16 protein-coding genes are annotated in these 17,587 nt (G+C 57.9%); 6 read left to right on the top strand and 10 right to left on the bottom strand.

What is annotated here, in order from left to right; genetic code table 11:
* From ACY8FN_RS12695 to nhaB, 6 genes are all read right to left on the bottom strand, one after another.
* Entirely contained in the window at window positions 1–885 is an 885-nt protein-coding gene (locus ACY8FN_RS12695; RefSeq protein WP_139693194.1) for an AEC family transporter, read from the bottom strand.
* A gap of 12 nt (window positions 886–897) precedes the next feature.
* Window positions 898–1,455, bottom strand: coding sequence for a YaeQ family protein (locus ACY8FN_RS12690; RefSeq protein WP_101319463.1), 558 nt, complete (start codon window positions 1,453–1,455; stop codon window positions 898–900).
* Entirely contained in the window at window positions 1,409–1,633 is a 225-nt protein-coding gene (locus ACY8FN_RS12685) for a hypothetical protein (RefSeq protein WP_139727520.1), read from the bottom strand. The genes ACY8FN_RS12690 and ACY8FN_RS12685 overlap by 47 nt, the downstream gene beginning before the upstream one ends.
* A gap of 10 nt (window positions 1,634–1,643) precedes the next feature.
* The gene (locus ACY8FN_RS12680; protein ID WP_068978465.1) at window positions 1,644–1,784 is read right to left on the bottom strand and encodes a TIGR02808 family protein; all 141 of its coding nucleotides are present in this window, start codon (window positions 1,782–1,784) and stop codon (window positions 1,644–1,646) included.
* Window positions 1,785–2,186: 402 nt separating this feature from the next.
* On the bottom strand, window positions 2,187–2,708 hold the full coding sequence (dsbB, locus tag ACY8FN_RS12675) for a disulfide bond formation protein DsbB (RefSeq protein ID WP_463100199.1): 522 nt from the start codon (window positions 2,706–2,708) through the stop codon (window positions 2,187–2,189).
* A 165-nt stretch (window positions 2,709–2,873) separates the two neighbouring features.
* Window positions 2,874–4,454 carry a sodium/proton antiporter NhaB gene (nhaB, locus tag ACY8FN_RS12670; RefSeq protein WP_463100198.1) on the bottom strand — a complete coding sequence of 527 codons (1,581 nt, stop codon included), beginning with the start codon at window positions 4,452–4,454 and terminating at the stop codon, window positions 2,874–2,876.
* 335 nt (window positions 4,455–4,789) lie between these two features.
* Here nhaB and fadR point away from each other — a divergent pair, with 335 nt between their 5' ends.
* Window positions 4,790–5,503 carry a fatty acid metabolism transcriptional regulator FadR gene (gene fadR / locus ACY8FN_RS12665; RefSeq protein ID WP_042022486.1) on the top strand — a complete coding sequence of 238 codons (714 nt, stop codon included), beginning with the start codon at window positions 4,790–4,792 and terminating at the stop codon, window positions 5,501–5,503.
* A gap of 275 nt (window positions 5,504–5,778) precedes the next feature.
* On the opposite strand, the gene ACY8FN_RS12660 is transcribed toward fadR, so the two are convergent.
* The gene (locus ACY8FN_RS12660; protein WP_463100197.1) at window positions 5,779–6,375 is read right to left on the bottom strand and encodes a DUF922 domain-containing protein; all 597 of its coding nucleotides are present in this window, start codon (window positions 6,373–6,375) and stop codon (window positions 5,779–5,781) included.
* A 183-nt stretch (window positions 6,376–6,558) separates the two neighbouring features.
* Entirely contained in the window at window positions 6,559–6,894 is a 336-nt protein-coding gene (locus tag ACY8FN_RS12655) for a hypothetical protein (protein WP_463100196.1), read from the bottom strand.
* Window positions 6,895–7,218: 324 nt separating this feature from the next.
* On the opposite strand from ACY8FN_RS12655, the gene dcuC reads away from it, so the two are divergent.
* The 5 genes from dcuC to ACY8FN_RS12630 all read left to right on the top strand — a co-directional run bounded on the left by dcuC (window position 7,219) and on the right by ACY8FN_RS12630 (window position 14,840).
* A complete protein-coding gene (gene dcuC / locus ACY8FN_RS12650; RefSeq protein ID WP_139693205.1) occupies window positions 7,219–8,571 on the top strand; it encodes an anaerobic C4-dicarboxylate transporter DcuC in 1,353 nt (450 codons plus the stop codon).
* Window positions 8,572–8,662: 91 nt separating this feature from the next.
* Window positions 8,663–10,309: a bifunctional metallophosphatase/5'-nucleotidase gene (locus ACY8FN_RS12645; RefSeq protein WP_463100195.1), complete on the top strand. Its 1,647-nt coding sequence runs from the start codon at window positions 8,663–8,665 to the stop codon at window positions 10,307–10,309.
* A gap of 190 nt (window positions 10,310–10,499) precedes the next feature.
* A complete protein-coding gene (locus ACY8FN_RS12640; protein ID WP_139693209.1) occupies window positions 10,500–12,143 on the top strand; it encodes a hypothetical protein in 1,644 nt (547 codons plus the stop codon).
* Window positions 12,144–12,402: 259 nt separating this feature from the next.
* Entirely contained in the window at window positions 12,403–13,782 is a 1,380-nt protein-coding gene (gene xseA / locus ACY8FN_RS12635; protein WP_463100194.1) for an exodeoxyribonuclease VII large subunit, read from the top strand.
* Between the two features lie 506 nt (window positions 13,783–14,288).
* Window positions 14,289–14,840, top strand: a complete 552-nt coding sequence (locus ACY8FN_RS12630) for a cytochrome b (RefSeq protein ID WP_463100193.1) — start codon at window positions 14,289–14,291, stop codon at window positions 14,838–14,840.
* A gap of 96 nt (window positions 14,841–14,936) precedes the next feature.
* Here ACY8FN_RS12630 and ACY8FN_RS12625 read toward each other — a convergent pair whose 3' ends face one another.
* Both ACY8FN_RS12625 and ACY8FN_RS12620 read right to left on the bottom strand, forming a co-directional pair.
* Window positions 14,937–16,151: an IS256 family transposase gene (locus ACY8FN_RS12625; RefSeq protein WP_463100192.1), complete on the bottom strand. Its 1,215-nt coding sequence runs from the start codon at window positions 16,149–16,151 to the stop codon at window positions 14,937–14,939.
* 245 nt (window positions 16,152–16,396) lie between these two features.
* Entirely contained in the window at window positions 16,397–17,314 is a 918-nt protein-coding gene (locus ACY8FN_RS12620; protein WP_463100191.1) for an IS5 family transposase, read from the bottom strand.
* Between the last annotated feature and the right edge of the window lie 273 nt (window positions 17,315–17,587).

Here is a 17,587-nt window from a genome sequence, read left to right as displayed (position 1 = left end):
TCAGCTCGGCAAATGGAGCGCTAGCCAGACCGCCAGCGGGATCACCAGCACCGAGAGAGCATTGCCGCCGAGTACGATACTGGCCACCTTGTCCGGCTGACAGTGGTACTGCTCGCAGAGCATGTAATTCAGCACGGCTGGCGGCAGCGAGACCGACAACATCAACAGCGGGATCCACTCTGTTTTGAGCGGCAACAGCCAGATCGCCAGCAGCAGCGACAATCCCCCCGCCAGCAGATAGAGCAGGTTGCATTTGAGTGCAAGACCAAGGTGATCAAGCTTCCCTTCCATCAGCCGAATGCCTAACGCAAACAGCATCAAGGGCACCGAGATCTGGCCAAGCAAGGAGGCCGTGGTCACCACATACTCCGGCAGCGCGATGTGCAGGTTGGCCACCAGCAAGCCGGCCAGCGCGGCCCACAGCACAGGGCTGCGCAACCAGAGCCAGCGGGAGGTATTGGCAGAGAGAATGAACATGCCAACCGAGAAGTGGAGCAGGTTGGAGAGCACAAACAGGATCACGATGGCCCCCAACTGCTGCTCACCAAAGGCAAGCACCATCAGGGGAATACCGAGGTTGCCGGTATTGCGGAACATGGCGGGCAGGATCAGCGCCGCCCGCGCAATCCCCTTGAACCTGAGCAGGGAAAGCAGCAGACCGGGCAACAAAATAACCAGCGCCCCCGCCGCAATCAGCGGCAGATGAGCCCCCAACGCCAGCGGATACTTGACCAGCGCCGAGAAGACCAGCGCCGGGGTAAACAGTTCGATATTGGCCAGATTGACGTAACCGAGCGCCGCCCCCGGTCGCCATCGCCCATACAGCGCCCCGAGCATCACGACACCGAACACCGGAATGACGATATTGAGCAGGGCGCTGAACATGACCAGACTCCGTTATAGCTCGTGAGCCGGCTTGCCCATCAGCACGACCGGATCCAGCGTCACATCCAGTGTGCCATTGCTGACCCACAGTTGGCCTTCAGAGATGGTGCAGGTCAGGTGCATGGTGCGCTCAACCATGGCGGTCAACGGCAAGGTCTGGCTATCTGACAGCTCGATGATGCTGAGGTTGTCGTGCTGGCTCAGTTTGCCCTGGTTCTGCTTCCACCAGACGGCGGTACCACGGCCGCCGTAGAGATAGAGCACCACGTGGCGGGCCCGGTTGCAGGCCTTTTTGAGGCGCTTCTCGTCGGGCTGCCCCAGCTCGATCCACAGTTCAATTTCGTCGGTGTAGTTCTTGTGCCAGAGCTCGGGCTCATCATCGGCACTCAGCCCTTTGGTAAACTCCAGCCGTTCGGCCGCATGCCAGGCAAAGGCAGCGAGGCGGATCATCATCCGCTCATCGGTTTCGGAAGGGTGGCGGGCCAGCGTGAGAGAAAAATCCTGATACACATTGCGGTCCATATCAGACAAGCTGATTTGGGCCTTGAATACGGTAGCCTTGAGCGCCATAGATAACCTTGAACACCTGAGTAAAAACGTGTGAATGGAAAATACGGCCGCCAGTGTAATCAAAATAGCGGTCAGGTTCGACCATCTCAGCCAAAGTTTCCCCCACGTCAGCGCAGATAAGTGCTTTAAAAGACTCAAAAAACAAATGCCAGTCCGAAGACTGGCATTTGGCGGTCATGAGAAGCGACTCACTTCTCGGCGGACTGTACCCCGAACGCATTGAGCAGCACACAGCAGGTTACTGCCACCGCCACAAATCCGCTCAGAAAGATAAAGGGCATCACCCCATATCCCAGTACTGTCCAGATGGTGTGTTCAAGAAAACTCATTTTCTGTCCTTCATCCGGTGAAAGGTGTGTTCCTTTTGGCGGATAGGGGCTCCGCTCTTGATGCCACTATTTGAACTCAATAAGCGGTTGGGTCCTATGCCACCAAAGTGATAAATGCAGGGTTCATTTGCGCTGGATCAACGTTTCGCCCTCTCTTTGCACCATTCAATCCATTACCCGCACTTGCCAAAGATGATCCGCCGTGTCCCCTTTCAGGCTAGCCGCCATCTTCACCGTCTGGCAAAGCATGTGCATCCGGGGATAGTTCGATACGCATAAAAAATCCGAAACCCATTACTGGGTTTCGGATTTTCACACATCACAAGGCTTGGTCAATGGCGCCTTACCTGCTCGGCATTAGCCGATATGGCGCCCCTTTCTGTGTTCAGGCGGCAGTGACGATCAGTTGCAGCAGCGTCCTTTCACCAGATTTCCTATGGCTACCACGGTAAACACCAACAGGTAGGCGGCAAAGATGATCACGAGCCACTGGGGCATGGAGAGCGTCATGAATTGCCAGGTCACTTCAGCGCAATCCCCTTGTGGCATAAACAACCAGGGGATCCACTGATCAAGCGGTGCCCAACTCGGAAAGTCAGCATAAGGGCTGCACACATTAAAGGGTGAGGGATTAACCTGATAATCCACATGCTGTAGCGCCAGCTGCAGGCCACGGAATGCGCTATAACCCCACAGCAGCAGGGCACTCCAGCGAACATACCACTTCTCTGGCGCCACCATGCCGAGCAGACCGGCCGCCAGCACACCCAGTGTTGCCAGCCGCTCGTACACGCACATCACGCAAGGATGCAAGCCTAATACATGCTGGAAAAAGAGGGCGCACAACTCAAGGAACAGGGCTGAGGCAGCCAGCAGCCCCCAGGCCAGTCGATTGGCTGCTAAACGGCGGAGAAACTCGATCATCTGATTGATCTCACAGAAAAAATAGTGGCTGAATTAGAGCAGAGCATGACCGAAAAGAAAAGAGCCCCAACGGGGCATCAGCTTGCTGACCCCCCTGGATCGGCGGCCAGGGGGTTGTCATCAGTAAAAAGGGCCCTGAGGGCCCTTGAGCTGTGTTGCCCGGGATTAATGGAGCGCTGACTGCACCGCTGGCAGGGCACTTTCCATCACCAGCCATCCGTGCTGATAGAACCACTCGGTGGTTGGGGCAAGCAGCAATTCTACGGCGAAGAACCCGACCAGCCCCAGTACCAAGGTGTAGGGAAGCGCCATCCAGACCATGCGACCATAGGAGAGACGTAGCAGCGGTGCCAGTGCCGAGGTGAGCATGAACAGGAACGCCGCTTGGCCATTGGGAGTGGCGACGGACGGCAAGTTGGTACCTGTATTGATGGCGACCGCCAGCAAATCGAACTGGGCACGGTCGATGGCGCCATTGAGCAGCGCTGTTTTCACTTCGTTGATATAGACGGTGCCGACGAAGACGTTGTCACTGACCATGGAGAGCAGACCGTTCGCCACATAGAAGAGCGCCAATTGTTGATCCTGCTCGGCAGACAGTACCCAGTGGATCACCGGTTTGAATAACTGCTGATCGATAATGACTGCCACTATGCTAAAAAACACCGCCAACAGTGCCGTAAAGGGGAGCGCCTCTTCAAAGGCCTTACCCAGGGCATGCTCTTCGGTAATACCGGTGAACGAGGTCGCCAGCACTATTACGGATAAGCCAATCAGGCCCACAGCAGCAAGATGGAGCGCCAGACCGACGATCAGCCAGACCGCGATCAAGGCTTGTACCATCAACTTGGCTTTGTCTTGCGGTGTGCGTTTGGCATTCTCATGGCGGTTGTACTCCTCCATGATCTTGCGTACCGAGTCAGGCAATTTGGCGCCATAGCCGAACCACTGCATCTTCTCAAGAAGTACGCAGGTCAGCAGGCCACAGATAAAGACAGGCACAGAAACGGGGGCCATGCGAATGGCAAACTCACCAAAGTGCCAGCCAGCCTGTTCGCCGATGATCAGGTTCTGCGGCTCACCGACCAGGGTGCAGACGCCACCCAGTGCGGTACCAATGGCAGCATGCATCATCAGACTGCGCAGAAACGCACGAAATTGCTCGAGGGTCTGATACTGATCCTCTGCCACCTCCTGGTCATGGCTATGGTCATGTTCATGACCAAAACCCTTGCCGGATGACACCCTGTGGTAAATGGCGTAGAAGCCGGTCGCAACGCTGATCACCACGGCAATGACCGTCAGGGCATCAAGGAAGGCTGACAGAAAGGCAGATACCAGACAAAAAGAGAGGGAGAGCAGGATTTTTGAACGCACTCCGACCAGCAGCTTGGTAAAGACATAAAGCAGCAGCTGCTTCATGAAGTAGATACCAGCCACCATGAAGACCAGCAGCAGTAGCACTTCTATGTTGGCCACCAGTTCATGTTTGACTTGCTCTGCCGAGGTCATGCCGATCAGCACGGCTTCAATCGCCAGCAGACCACCGGGTTGCAAAGGGTAACATTTCAGGGCCATGGCCAGAGTGAAGATAAATTCAACAACCAGCAGCCAGCCGGCCATGAAAGGATCGAGGTGAAAAGCGATCGGATTGATCACCAGAAATAGCAAAATGGCGTTTTTATACCACTGTGGTGCATTGCCCAAGAAGTTCTTGGCGAATGCCTGCCCTAGGCTTATTGGCATGATGATGGGTCTCAACTCTGTTGTTAGGATCTGCTTCTATGCAGTGAAGGATAGTGTCGCCTGTTCCGCTCGATATTGGCTTTTATCTATCTGATTCCTCGTGATTTTAATCAAAAAAGGGGCTGTTTATAAATAATAGTGGATGAATATTTCTTCATGTGGTTGTTTTGCGACCACCGCTGGGCGGCGTCATCTGGCTTCTTTCATGGGGTAAACAGCACGGCCATCACACTATATTTGGCATATGTGAGCAGAGGACTGACCTTATACTTGCCACACTTCCTTGCTTTGATATGATTCAGCCGCCTTTTTGCGTACTACAACAGAGTTAATCCATGGTCATAAAAGCGCAGAGCCCAGCAGGGTTTGCCGAGGAATACATCATCGAGTCCATCTGGAACAATCGCTTTCCTCCCGGATCAATTCTGCCCGCCGAGCGTGAATTATCCGAGTTGATCGGGGTGACTCGCACTACGTTGCGTGAAGTGTTGCAGCGGCTGGCCCGTGATGGCTGGTTGACCATCCAGCATGGCAAACCAACCAAGGTAAACAATTTTTGGGAAACCTCTGGTCTCAATATTCTGGAGACCCTTGCCCGTCTGGATCAAGACAAGGTACCTGAGCTGGTCGCACAGTTGCTCTCTGCCCGTACCCATATCTGCACGATCTTCATTCGGGGGGCGATCCGTCATAACCCGGAGCAGGCAGCAGAGATCCTGCGTGGTGCAGGCTCGGTTGATAAAAATGCGCAAGCCTATGCCGAGTTCGATTATCGTCTGCATCACCAGCTGGCATTTGCTTCCGGTAACCCGATCTACGCCTTGATCCTCAATGGTTTCAAGGGATTGTATAGCCGGGTCGGCAGTTACTACTTCTCTGACAAGCAGACCAGAGAAACCGCAGATGCCTATTATAAGGCGCTACTGAATCTGGCCGAGACCAAAGATCACGATGCCGTGTTCATGACGGTGCGTCAGTACGGTATCGAATCTGGCAAGCTGTGGACCCGCTTGCGGCAGGATATGCCCAGTGATTTGTGTGACAACTGATCCTGTGCTCCCCCAATCGAGTAGGAGGCGGGATCACTCCCGCCGTCCTCTCACATATTTCCCCTTGCCAGGTATGTAGAGGACTTGCTCCTCCAAGTCACCGGTTGCTCACCACAACAGCAGTACAGAGTGACAAAAGCCCATAAAAACAATGCCAGTCAGGCTTAACTGACTGGCATTGTTTTTATGGGTTAACTCTTTATGGGTTAACTCTTTATGGGTTAACTATTGCTATATCGCGGTGGTTTGGCAGGAACAGCGCCTCGAAACACGGCTCACTTGGGCCAATGTACCCCTAGCTGTTCGCCGTAGTCCGTCTGACGCTGGAATCCGTCGAGCCGTCCCTTGACCTTGTTCAGCTCGCCACTGCCCGCAACCCACGCCGCATAGCGCAGCGCCTGACAATCTGCATGGCCCGGTAACGCCGCAATCGCACCGCCCACCTGATTGGCCCCTTGCAGCACCATCTCCTTGAAGCGGGATTCGTAGTCAAACATGCTGGAAAGCAGCCGTCCCCAGCGCTGACGGGCAGGATCGTTACTGTCCGCGCTCTGACGCCAGCGGGGCAGCAACACGGTAGCGTTGGTGGTCACCGTCACCCGGTTGAGCTGGCAGCGTCCCGGCAACTGCTCGGTATCCAGCTGCCAATCCACCTGATAACTCGCCTTACCGAGCACAGGTTTGCCATTCACCTTGGGAGCACTCTGGGCAATCGCACGGGCAAGTTGATCAGGGCTGGTTGCATTGACCTCATAAAAACGGACATTGATGCGGGACTCTGGCACCACTTGCGGTCGGCTCGGCTGAGCCTGACTCATCAGGGGCAACAGCAACAACCCGACCCCCACTACTCCATAAACCTTGCTGACCATGCCAGACTACCTTCCTTGATTGCACGGGCGGAGTACCAACCTTGGTGAAACCCACCGCCACACAGATGACGGCTATAGCCTATGTGTGGCGACGAGGCGGCGCAATACCGTGATGCGCCCAGAAATCAGAGCACGCTCACAGGTTGCGTGAGCAGAGTATGGCACAAGGCCAAAACTGTATTTTTATTGAGCCTGGCGGCTGATGCGCTGCCAGTCGAGATGGTAGTTTTTCACATTGATGTCGTGACCATCTATCTGAATAAAATGATCATTTTTAAGGCGGTTGGCAAAAAAGTCCTGATCTGCCCCCTCATTGAGCCACAGCTCGCAAAGACCCCGTTTTCCCTCTTTGGCATAGAATCGCGGGGTAGCCAGCAGCGCGACCCCATCCACCCGGATGGCGTGACGGGCCAGGCAGTTTGCTGCGGTGGTTTTGGATGCCAGCGCGGCAAAACGGGGTTTGCTCCCCTCGGCGACCACCAGCACCCCGTAAGAGTGGGGCGCCATCAGACGCCGCATGGCGACCGCCTGATGGGGGCCGGTTTGATGAAAACCATCATTGGTCACCGCAAACACGCAAGTAGGTGAAAATAGCAGCGTGAGTAGGAAAAGACAGCGTTTAACGCCTATAAAATCACCAATTGCCATATAAAAGCCTCAAAAGACAACCAAGGCTGGCAAGGGTAGGTAGCCAAACCCGCTGGGTAAAGTGCCTTTACCTTTCTTTAATGCTGTTCACGGGGTTAAACGTTGATTTAGCTCACACAACATCCGGTTTCCAGTCGCCAGTCTACCCCTATCGGAATAGACTCCCTCCACTCTCATCCAATCAGAAGGCAACGTATGCTGGAACTCATCGTTGGCACCCTGGTCACCCTGGTGGTGGGCCGTGCCATTTTCAAAGGATACTCCGCGACCGGGGTGCTGCTGAGCGGCGGCTTGCTGCTGCTGGTCATCACCGCCATGATGGGCAAGCCGGTACTGCCGAGCAAGGTGGTCAGCACCGGTTACATCGCGACCGATATCTTCGAATACATCCGCTTCCTGCTCAATGACCGTGGCGGTGGACTGGGGATGCTGATCATGGTGCTGTGCGGCTTCGCCGGCTACATGAGCCATATCGGCGCCAACACCATTCTGGTCAAACTGGCCAGCAAACCGCTCGGCATCATCAAGTCTCCCTACATCCTGCTGGTGGCCGCTTATCTGGTTGCCTGCGCCATGTCGCTGGCGGTGAGCTCCGCCACCGGCCTCGGCGTCCTGTTGATGGCCACCCTGTTCCCGCTGATGGTCAACATGGGGATCTCCCGTGGCGCCGCGGCCGCCGTGTGCGCCTCGCCAGCCGCCATCATCCTGGCACCGACCTCCGGTGACGTGGTGATGGCTGCCCAGGCCGCCAACATGCCGCTGCTGGACTTCGCCTTCAAGCTGACCCTGCCCATCTCGCTGATTGCCATCGCCTGCATGGCGGTGACCCATTTCTTCTGGCAGCGCTACCTGGACCAGAAGTCTGGCGAGCACAATGAGCCGGTTGCGCCGGGTGATCTGGTCACCACAGCCCCCGCCTTCTACGCCATCCTGCCGTTCACCCCCATCATCGGGGTGCTGGTATTTGACGGTAAATGGGGCCCGCAACTGGATATCGTCACCATTATCGTGATGTGCATGGTGCTGGCCAGCCTGCTGGAGCTGGTGCGGATCCGCAACGGCAAGGAGCTGCTGGACGGGCTGCAAGTCTGCTGGCGTCACATGGCGGATGCCTTCGCCGGTGTGGTCATGCTGCTGGTCGGTGCCGGTGTCTTTGCCCAGGGTCTGATGACCATCGGCTTTATCGACACCCTGCTGACCCACGCGCAGGATCTCGGCTCGGGCGGCACGATCATGATGCTGTCTCTGGTGGTGATCACCACCCTGGCCGCCTTCACCACTGGCTCGGGCAATGCCCCCTTCTACGCCTTCGTGGAGCTGATCCCCAATCTGGCCAGCAGCCTTGGCATCAACCCGGCCTATCTGGTGATCCCGATGCTGCAAGCCTCCAACCTGGGTCGTACCATTTCGCCGGTCTCCGGGGTGGTGGTCGCCTGTGCGGGGATGGGTAAGCTCTCGCCGTTCGAAGTGGTCAAACGCACCAGTATGCCGGTCGCGGTCGGCCTGTTGGTGGTGATCATCGCCACCCAGATCATGGTGCCCGCCTGATCGTCTACCAGCCCGGCATCCTGCCGGGCTGGTATCATCCCCCCCCTTTGCAGTAGACTCGGTGCTCATTTTCCCCCTAAGGAGGACCGAGATGAGTATTACGGTTCAACTTGCCCATTTCAGTGATTGTCACTCCCATTTCGATGGCGCGCCGATGAGCTTCTCCCCTGTCGGTGAAACCCAGTGGCGCACCCAGTGCGGCGGTTATGCCCGGATCCTGACCCGACTGACCCAACTGCGCGCCCAAGCGGCGGCGGCCGGTCAGAGCTTTCTGTTTCTGCACGGTGGTGACTCCTTTCAGGGCTCGCTCTATTTCAACCGTTTCAAAGGGCGTGCCAACGCCGACCTGCTCGCCATGTTGGCACCCGATGCCATGGTGCTCGGCAACCACGAGTTCGATCTGGGCAACGGCCCGCTGGTGGAGTTTTTGCGTCAGCTCGATTTTCCGGTGCTGGCTGCCAATCTGGACAACAGCCAGGAGCCAGCCGACACGCCGCTGGGGCTGTGGGATATCCCCCATCTCTACGACGCCCATCAGCCCTGGCATCGCCGAGTGATCGACGGGGTGCCCTTTGCACTGCTCGGCATCACCCTCGCCCAGATGGCCGCCATCGCCAACCCGGATCCCCACACCCGTTTCCACGCAGTGGCCGACACCCTCACCCGAGTGCTGCGGGAGATAAAGAGCGAAGGGATCCAGCATATCGTGCTGCTGAGCCACCTCGGGCTGGATCAGGACAAGCTGCTGGCCGAGCGCTTCCCCGAGCTCAGCCTCATCATCGGCGGCCATACCCACAGCCTGCTCGGCGATCTCGCCCCCCTCGGTCTGCCAAGCGAAGGCACTTATCCCCTGATGAACAACGGGGTAGCGATTCTGCACGCAGGCCACAGTGCCCTCTGCCTCGGCGTATGCGAGCTCACCTTCGATGAGGCGGGCCGCGTAGTGCAAAGTCAGGGCCAGCTGGAGTGGCTCCCTTGGCAGCCCTGGCCGTTCGCTGCCACGCCGCCCGCCGGGCTCAGCTTCTGCGAGCCGGATGCCGGGCTGGAGCAACATCTGGCCAAACGCTACCGGCCGGAGATCGAGACCATGAGCCAGCGCATCGTCACCCGACTGGAGGCGCCACTGCCCCATCAGCGGCTGCCGGATGCCACCCTGCCCCACGGCAGCCAACTCGCCCCGCTGGTGGCACACGCCATGCTGACCGCCGCTCGTGAGCAGGTGGGCGAGGTGGACTTTGCCCTGCACAACGCCGGTGGCGTGCGCTGCTCGCTGGAGCCGGGCCCCTTGAGCGAAGCGGATATTGCCGGTCGCCTGCTGCCGTTTGCCATTCCCCTCACCCTCTATCGGGTGCACGGTCATGAGCTGGCGGAAGCAATGGAAAATGCCATCGACAACGCCACCAACAACGGCGTGGTCGGCAATGGCAACGGCAGCTTCCCCTACACCGCGGGGGTGCGCTTCACCTATCAAGCCGATCGGCCCAAGGGTCAGCGCATCACCCGACTAGAGTGGGAGTCAGCCCCCGGTCAGTGGCAGTCTGTCGATGCACAACAAATCTATCGCGGGGTATCGAGCGCCTATACTGCCTCCGGCAAGGAGGGCTACACAGCGCTGACCAGAACCCTGACCCAGCACAATCAGGAGCTCGGCATCACGCTAGCCGACGCCTTTATCCGCTGGGCTCGCCATCTGCCCACCCTGGAAGCGCAGCCACCCCTGATTGAGTACATCGGCTGATGTAGGAGGGGGATGGCGGTTACCACATGCCCCTGACGGCCAATATTGCCGCAGCAAGCGCCCGGTTCCCTTCAGGAACCGGGCTTTTTCGACAATATTTGCCCCACACGGGCCCGCCCCATTGCATCGCACTCACTAGCTCGGCAAGATAGGCCCGCTTTCAAGACCAGCTGCAGGAACAGGCGACTTCATGAATCACTCCATCCGTTTCACCCCTCCTCGCGTCAACCCGGGTATCAAGCCAGCCATCGTGCTGCTGACCGCCCTGCTGGCGCTGCTCTTCTGTCTGCGCAACCCGCTCTTCCATGCCATGGCGCCGGGCTTTGATGCCTCGCTGTTCGCGGTGATGGGCAAGATGTGGAGCGAAGGGGGTGTGCTCTATCGCGACATGATCGACATCAAGGGGCCGATGATCTTCGCCCTCGATGCGCTGGGCTATAGCCTGGGGGGATTTGTCGGGATCTGGGCGCTGGAGTGGGCGCTCTGCTGGCTCGGACTGCTGGCCAGCTGGCAAGCCTTTGCCCAACTTGGGCTCTCGTTCAAGGCCCGTCTCGGTGCCATGCTGGCGGTGCTGGCCCTCTACGGCACCCGTTACTACTACGGCAACATGACCGAGGACTGGACCTTCCACCTCGCCCTCATCGCCCAGTGGGCCTTTATCACCCTGCTGCTGGACAAGGGATTTCGCTGGTGGCCGGCGCTGGTGGCGGCCCTCACCTTCGCCATCGTCGCCTGGATGCGCGCCAACAACGGCGCCTTCTGGGGCGCCTGGTATCTGGTACTGTTCTGCCACTGGTGTCTGCACGAGAAGTGGCGCGATGCCATCTTGCTGCTCATCTCCAGCCTATTGGGGCTAGCGCTGATTGGCGGCCCGCTTTATGCCTACTTCCAGCAGCATGATCTGCTGGCGGCCTTCAAATACTACGCCTTCGACATCTTCTTCGAGGGGAGCTACGGCAACGGCTTCTCCCCCATGGTCGGCGCCGTCGGTCTGCTGCGCACCGGCCTGGTCATGCTGCTGCCCGCCTTCATCATTCTGATGCTGAGCCGCCGTCAGGAGTGGTATCTGCCCGCCCTGCTGGCGACCCTGTTTGGGGTACTGTTTACCCTGATCGCCAACTCGGTCTCCGGCCATGTGTTCGATCACTACGACGTGCTCTATCTGCAACTGGCGGTGCTGCCACTGGCGGTATTGCTGGATCGCAGCGAACAGCAGGCAGATGCCATCGGCCTGCTCTGCATCTCGCTGGTGGTGTTCACCGCCAGCTGGCTGCTGGCTCAGCAGCTCGCCTTTGGCTGGAGCACCAAGGAGTGGTCCCTCGAGCGGGTCAACGAGGTGCTTGGCACTAGCCTGCTGTGGGCGCTGCCGGTGCTGATCCTCATCCCCCTCTGGCGCGCCTGGGATGTGCGCAGTGCCACCCCCTGGCTGGCCACGCTGGCCATGCTGCTGCTGATGATCAACAACGCCTGGGAAGGGACCCTCAAGGGCCGCCCCTTCAATCCGGCGGCGCAGGTACGGGTCGATAGGATCAAGGCCGAGACCACTCCGAGCGACAAGATCTGGGTCGATGGCATCCAGCCGCAATATTATCTCTGGACCGATCGCCAGCCGGCATCCGCCTACCTCTTCTTTGCCAACGTCAATCCGCCCTATGATGTGCGCGAGCGAGTGCTGGCCGATATCCAGCGCCAGAGCCCCAAGTTCATCATCGCCAAGCCGGATCGGGTGAGCGAGGAGCTGAAAAAACCCAGCTCTCCTTCCCATCTCGCCTTCTATCAATACCTGACCAGCCACTATGAAGAGGTGGAGCCGGGTCTCTATCGCCGACGCTGAGAAGCGCGGGGATAAAGCTGGGGAACGGGCATCCTGATCAGGCAGCGAGATCAGCCACAGGATGCCAATACCCTACACGCCCAGCGGCAACGTTGGTCATACCAAGACCCCGTCATGCTGCACTTGGTACATGGTGCATCTGGGACATAGCGCACCCAGTGCATGGCCACGCACCTTAACCCCCGCCCCTGTTTCAGGTTAAGATAACGACCATTGTTTCCCCCACGGCGACCCGCCGCGGCAGACCACAGGTACGCCATTGAACCGATTTACCCCATCCAGTGCGGCAAGCGGCCGCGAGCAGCAGGTCTTTACCGTCACCCGCCTCAACAGCGCCGTGCGCATGATCCTGGAGCAGGATCTGGGGCTGGTATGGCTGACCGGCGAGCTCTCCAATCTGGCGATGCCAAGCTCCGGCCACTGGTACTTTTCGCTCAAAGATCTGGGGGCGCAGGTGCGCTGCGCCATGTTCAAGGGCAACAACCGGCGGGTGGCGTTTCGCCCGCAGGATGGCATGCAGGTATTGGTGCAGGCGCGAGTCTCCCTCTATGAGCCGCGCGGCGACTATCAGCTGATCATCGAATCGATGCAGCCCGCAGGCGATGGCGTGCTGGCCCTGCGCTTTGAAGAGCTCAAACGCCGTCTCGGCGCCGAGGGGCTGTTTGACGAGAGTCGCAAGCGGCCGCTGCCCCGCGAACCGCGTGCGGTGGGACTGGTCACCTCCTCTACCGGCGCCGCCCTGCACGACATGCTGACCGTGCTCAAACGCCGCGCGCCGGATCTGCCGGTCTTTATCTATCCGACTCAAGTGCAAGGCAGTGCCGCCATCAGCCAAATCGTCGCGGCGATCGCCAAAGCGAACCAGCGCGCCGAGGTGGATGTGCTGATCGTTGGCCGCGGTGGCGGTTCTCTCGAAGATCTCTGGTGCTTTAACGAAGAGGCGGTGGCGCGCGCCATTGCCCACTCCGCCATCCCGATTATCAGCGCGGTGGGCCACGAAGTGGATGTCACCATCAGCGACTTTGCCGCCGACTTGCGCGCTCCTACCCCGTCGGCCGCCGCCGAGCTGGTGGCGCCAGACAATCAGGCCCGCATCCAGCGCCTCGCCCACCTCCGGCAGCGACTGCTGCAGGCGATGAGTCGCCAGCAGACCGCTGCCCGCCACGATTTCATCCTGCTGCAAAAGCGGCTCGACCATCAGGATCCGCAGCGGCGACTGGAGCAGCAGTCCCAGCGCCTCGACGAGCTCTCCACCCGTTTGCAACAACTGCTGCGCCAGCGGTTGCATCAGGGTGAGCGGCGCCTCACCAATCTTGAGCTGCGCCTGCAGGGCAAGAGCCCGGAGCGCTTGCTGGCTGCCGGCAAGCGCCGCCACCAGTTGGCTGAGGAGCGGCTCTATGCCCTGATTGCCAAACGGCAAGACCTTGCTAGCCACCGCCTCGCCATGCTCACCGCCCGCCTCGACGGTGTAAGCCCGCTCGCCACCCTGGGACGGGGTTACTCCATCACCCGCACCCCGCGCGGCGAAGTCATTAGCCGCGCCGATCAGGTCAGCAGTGGCGACCAGCTCGTCACCACCCTGGCACAAGGGTGCCTGCAGGTGCGGGTCGAAGGGATCGTCAAGGAGTCCGCGCCGTAACCGATACAAGCCTTGAACGGCATCGTTTCCCAAATCGATGCCGCTTTAATGGAACTCGGAGTCGGTGATCTGATCACCACCCTCTCCTTCAAATCTGCATCATGGGCAAATCGTGTCCCCCCATCACCGAAGATGCGGTCGTAGCCAGCGCTACGCAGACCATCTGATGCTCAGAGGGATTTTTTGCCTCACTCTGCGAGCCACTACAAGCCAAGAAATATGGTCATGCTGGTGAAGCGCAAGGAAGGGAGGGAGCGAAACAGAGGGCTCCTGCATATTCCGACACGCCGAGGAAAAGGGATGCGGGGCTTATCTGGGGCTGCACGGGAAAAGCAAGATTGGAAACGCGGCTACTCCGCTGGGCAGGCACTATGGTGGCAGACAATATAGTTCGCGATTGCCCGCATCGGGTCATCTTGCGACTTGCCTCAATGTCGTTGATGTCCCTCGATACTCAGGGCGCCACGACTTGATACCTTTTGCTCACCCCCTATTTGGAGTAGATCATGGATCCCTCAAAACCGTTAAGTCTGACGACCCGCTTGCTGCACTGGTCGGTCGCCTTGCTGATGATCGCCTTGACCCTGCTGGGTTATCTGATGATGAAATTTGAAATATGGGATCTCTACGCCCTGCATAAATCTCTGGGGGTCATTGCACTGGTCTTGATCCTGCCACGCGCCATGATCCGCCTTGGCAAAGGGTGGCCAGCGCCGGTGCGCCAATACCCCGTTTACGAGGCGTTGGTAGCCAAGGCGATCCACTGGGGATTGCTTATTTCAACCCTGCTGATCCCGATTTCCGGTCTCTGTTATTCCGCGGCGGCTGGACGAGGTGTTGCGATATTTGGCTGGTTTATTATTCCGATGAATCCAGATCTCAATGATCCAGACAATGTGATCCCATACAGTGAGTCCATCAGGGATATTGCTCACACCCTTCATGTTTATTTGCCATATATCATGCTGGCATTGTTGCTGGTGCATGTTGTCGGGGCGTTAAAACATCACCTGCTGGATAGAGATAACACCTTGCTGCGAATGGTAGGTCGAAAATAATAAAAAATGGTAATCCCTGTTGCGACTGAAAATATCCATTGGTAGAGCTTCACCCCTATTGAGCCTGTAAATAATTCTGTGTAACTGCCCACTCCATTACAGGTGACCGTTCAGGCGATCACCGGACTCGATAATAAAGCGATTCAGGGCCGGCTTCCAATTCTGGATCGGCATGGTCCATTTCTTGGAGGCCTGCTGTATCGCGAGAAACGCCACTTTGAGCGCCGACTCATCGGTCGGGAAGAGCTTCCGTTGTTTGGTCGCTTTGCGCAGCACGCTGTTCAGTGACTCGATCGCATTGGTGGTGTAGATCACCTTCCGGATCGCGGGGGGATAATCGAACAGCGTGATCAGATTAACCCAGTGACTCTGCCAGGAACGCGCTATCTGCGGGTACTGGCTATCCCAGCGTTCGCCGAAGGCCGCCAGCGCCTGCTTAGCCTCACGCTCCGTCGCAGACTGGTAGATCTGCTTCAGTTCAGCCGTCACCGCCTTGTAGTCCTTCCAGGAGACGTAGCGCAACGAGTTGCGGACCATGTGGACGATACACAGTTGCACCTTGGTTTGAGGATATTCCACGGCAATGGCATCAGGGAAGCCCTTGAGACCATCCACACACGCGATCAGGATGTCTTCCAGGCCGCGGTTCTTCAGCTCGGTCAGGACCGACAGCCAGAACTTTGCCCCTTCGGTCTCGGCCAGCCACAGGCCCAACAGCTCCTTGTGCCCCTCCATATTGATGCCCAGTGCCAGATAGAGCGACTTGTTGATCACCCGCTGGTTCGCGCGGATCTTCAGCACAATGCAGTCCAGATAGACGATGGGATAGAGCGGATCCAGCGGCCGGTTTTGCCATTCGTGGACCTGCTCGATGACGCGTTCGGTCACCTTCGATACCAGCCCCGCCGAGATGTCGGCGTCATACATCTCTTTGAACGCGTCCACTATATCCCGCGTACTCAAGCCCTTGGCGTAGAGGGCGAGGATCTGGTCGTCCATCTGGGTCAGGCGTGACTGCCCCTTGCGGACAAACTGAGGCTCGAAGGAGGCGTTACGGTCACGAGGCGCCTGGATGGTGACCTCTCCATGGTGGCCTTTTAGGCGCTTGGTGGAATAGCCATTGCGATTGTTGCCGGTCCCGCGGCCTTGTGGGGCGTGTTTCTCGTAGCCCAGATGCTCGTCCATCTCGGCATTGAGCGCGGTCTCCACGGTGAGCTTGATCAGCTGTTGGGTGAGTGTGCCGAGATCTTTTTCAGATTTGATGTCTTTGGCCAGCTCAGCGGCCAGTGCTTTGAGTTTGTCTTGGTCCATTTGCTTACCCACGAAGGTATCCTTTTGAAAAAGTTACTTATTCGTGGGCGGTTACACAATTGGATTTACAGGCTCCCCCTATTTTCCAGAAATCCGAATTGGGACGCCCGCCTTTCAGACAGAGCACCCGCCATAGCTATCAATGGGCAACATATCGATTTACCTGATCGAGAGCAACGAGTCAGAGAAGGCGTTGTTGCCCAAATCAGGCAGCAAGTCATTACTTCCCCAGCCCCAGGTGACCGCTACACTCGGGGCTTTCTGACAGGCAGACCAAGGGTGTTCAGTTTGTTGATTGCACCAACATACGCCATCACTTCCCCTACCTGACCGTTGTATGTTCGCAGACTGATTTTACCCGTCATCAACTGCTTGAACCGATACATCGCCGTCTCTGCCAGCGAGCGCCGGTGATATCCCGACATCTTCTTCCAGTGCGCCAGCCCCTCCTTGCGCATCACCAGCACAGCGTCATTTCTTGGGTGTCCCTTTTTCCATAACCCCGCGTTCTTGCGAGGCTGGATACACGCCGTCGCCCCTTTACGCGCAATCAACCGATGGCTGGCTTTGCTGTCATAGGCGCCATCCGCATAAACACGCCCCAGCTTGCGCCGCAGAGGATTGAGCAAGGTCGGCAACACCTCTGCGTCATGCACATTCTCCAGCGACACTTCTGCCGCCACGATATCGTGAGTCACCGGATCTACCGCCAGATGCAACTTGCGCCAGACTCGACGTTTCTCAGCGCCGTGTTTTCTGACTTTCCACTCGCCTTCACCAAACACCTTCAGCCCGGTTGAGTCGATAACCAAGTCGGTAATGCGCCCCTTTGGGGGCTGTCGATAAGCCACCGTCACCGTGCGTGCTCGCTTGCTGACACAGCTATAGTCCGGTGCGCACAACGGCACATTCATCAACTCGAACAGGGAGTCGAGTAGTCCCTGAGTGGCCCGCAGAGTGAGGTTGAAAATCCCCTTGAGCATCAGGAAGGTACAGATGGTCTGGTCAGTGTAAAGCTGGCTGCGCCCCCGCCGCCCATGATGGTCGTGGTGAAACCAGTTGCTCATGGCCTCGGCATCAACCCAGAAGGTGAGTGAACCACGGTTAATCAAAGACTTGTTGTATTGAGGCCAGTTGGTGATGGGGTGAAGCGACGTGCCCATGATGTAGACTTGAAGAGGATGGTGGTGATCAGATCACCGCGCCCTCAGTTAGTTCCATTCAAGTTGCATCGATTTGGGCAACAACGCCGTCAGAGAAGAGATCAAGCCCTCACTGTTAAACGTAAATTTTCACGCAAACGATTGAACACAAAAAAGTGTCAGTAATGGCGTATTTTTACATTTTTTGCACAAGTGACAGCCCCTGGCGTGCGCCACGTATGTCGATTGGTGGGTTATGGGGAGATGGCTGCAACGCTGATGGCACCGGCTTGC

The organism is Aeromonas sp. 160P (assembly GCF_055193095.1).
This window is presented reverse-complemented; position numbering and strand designations above follow the sequence as displayed.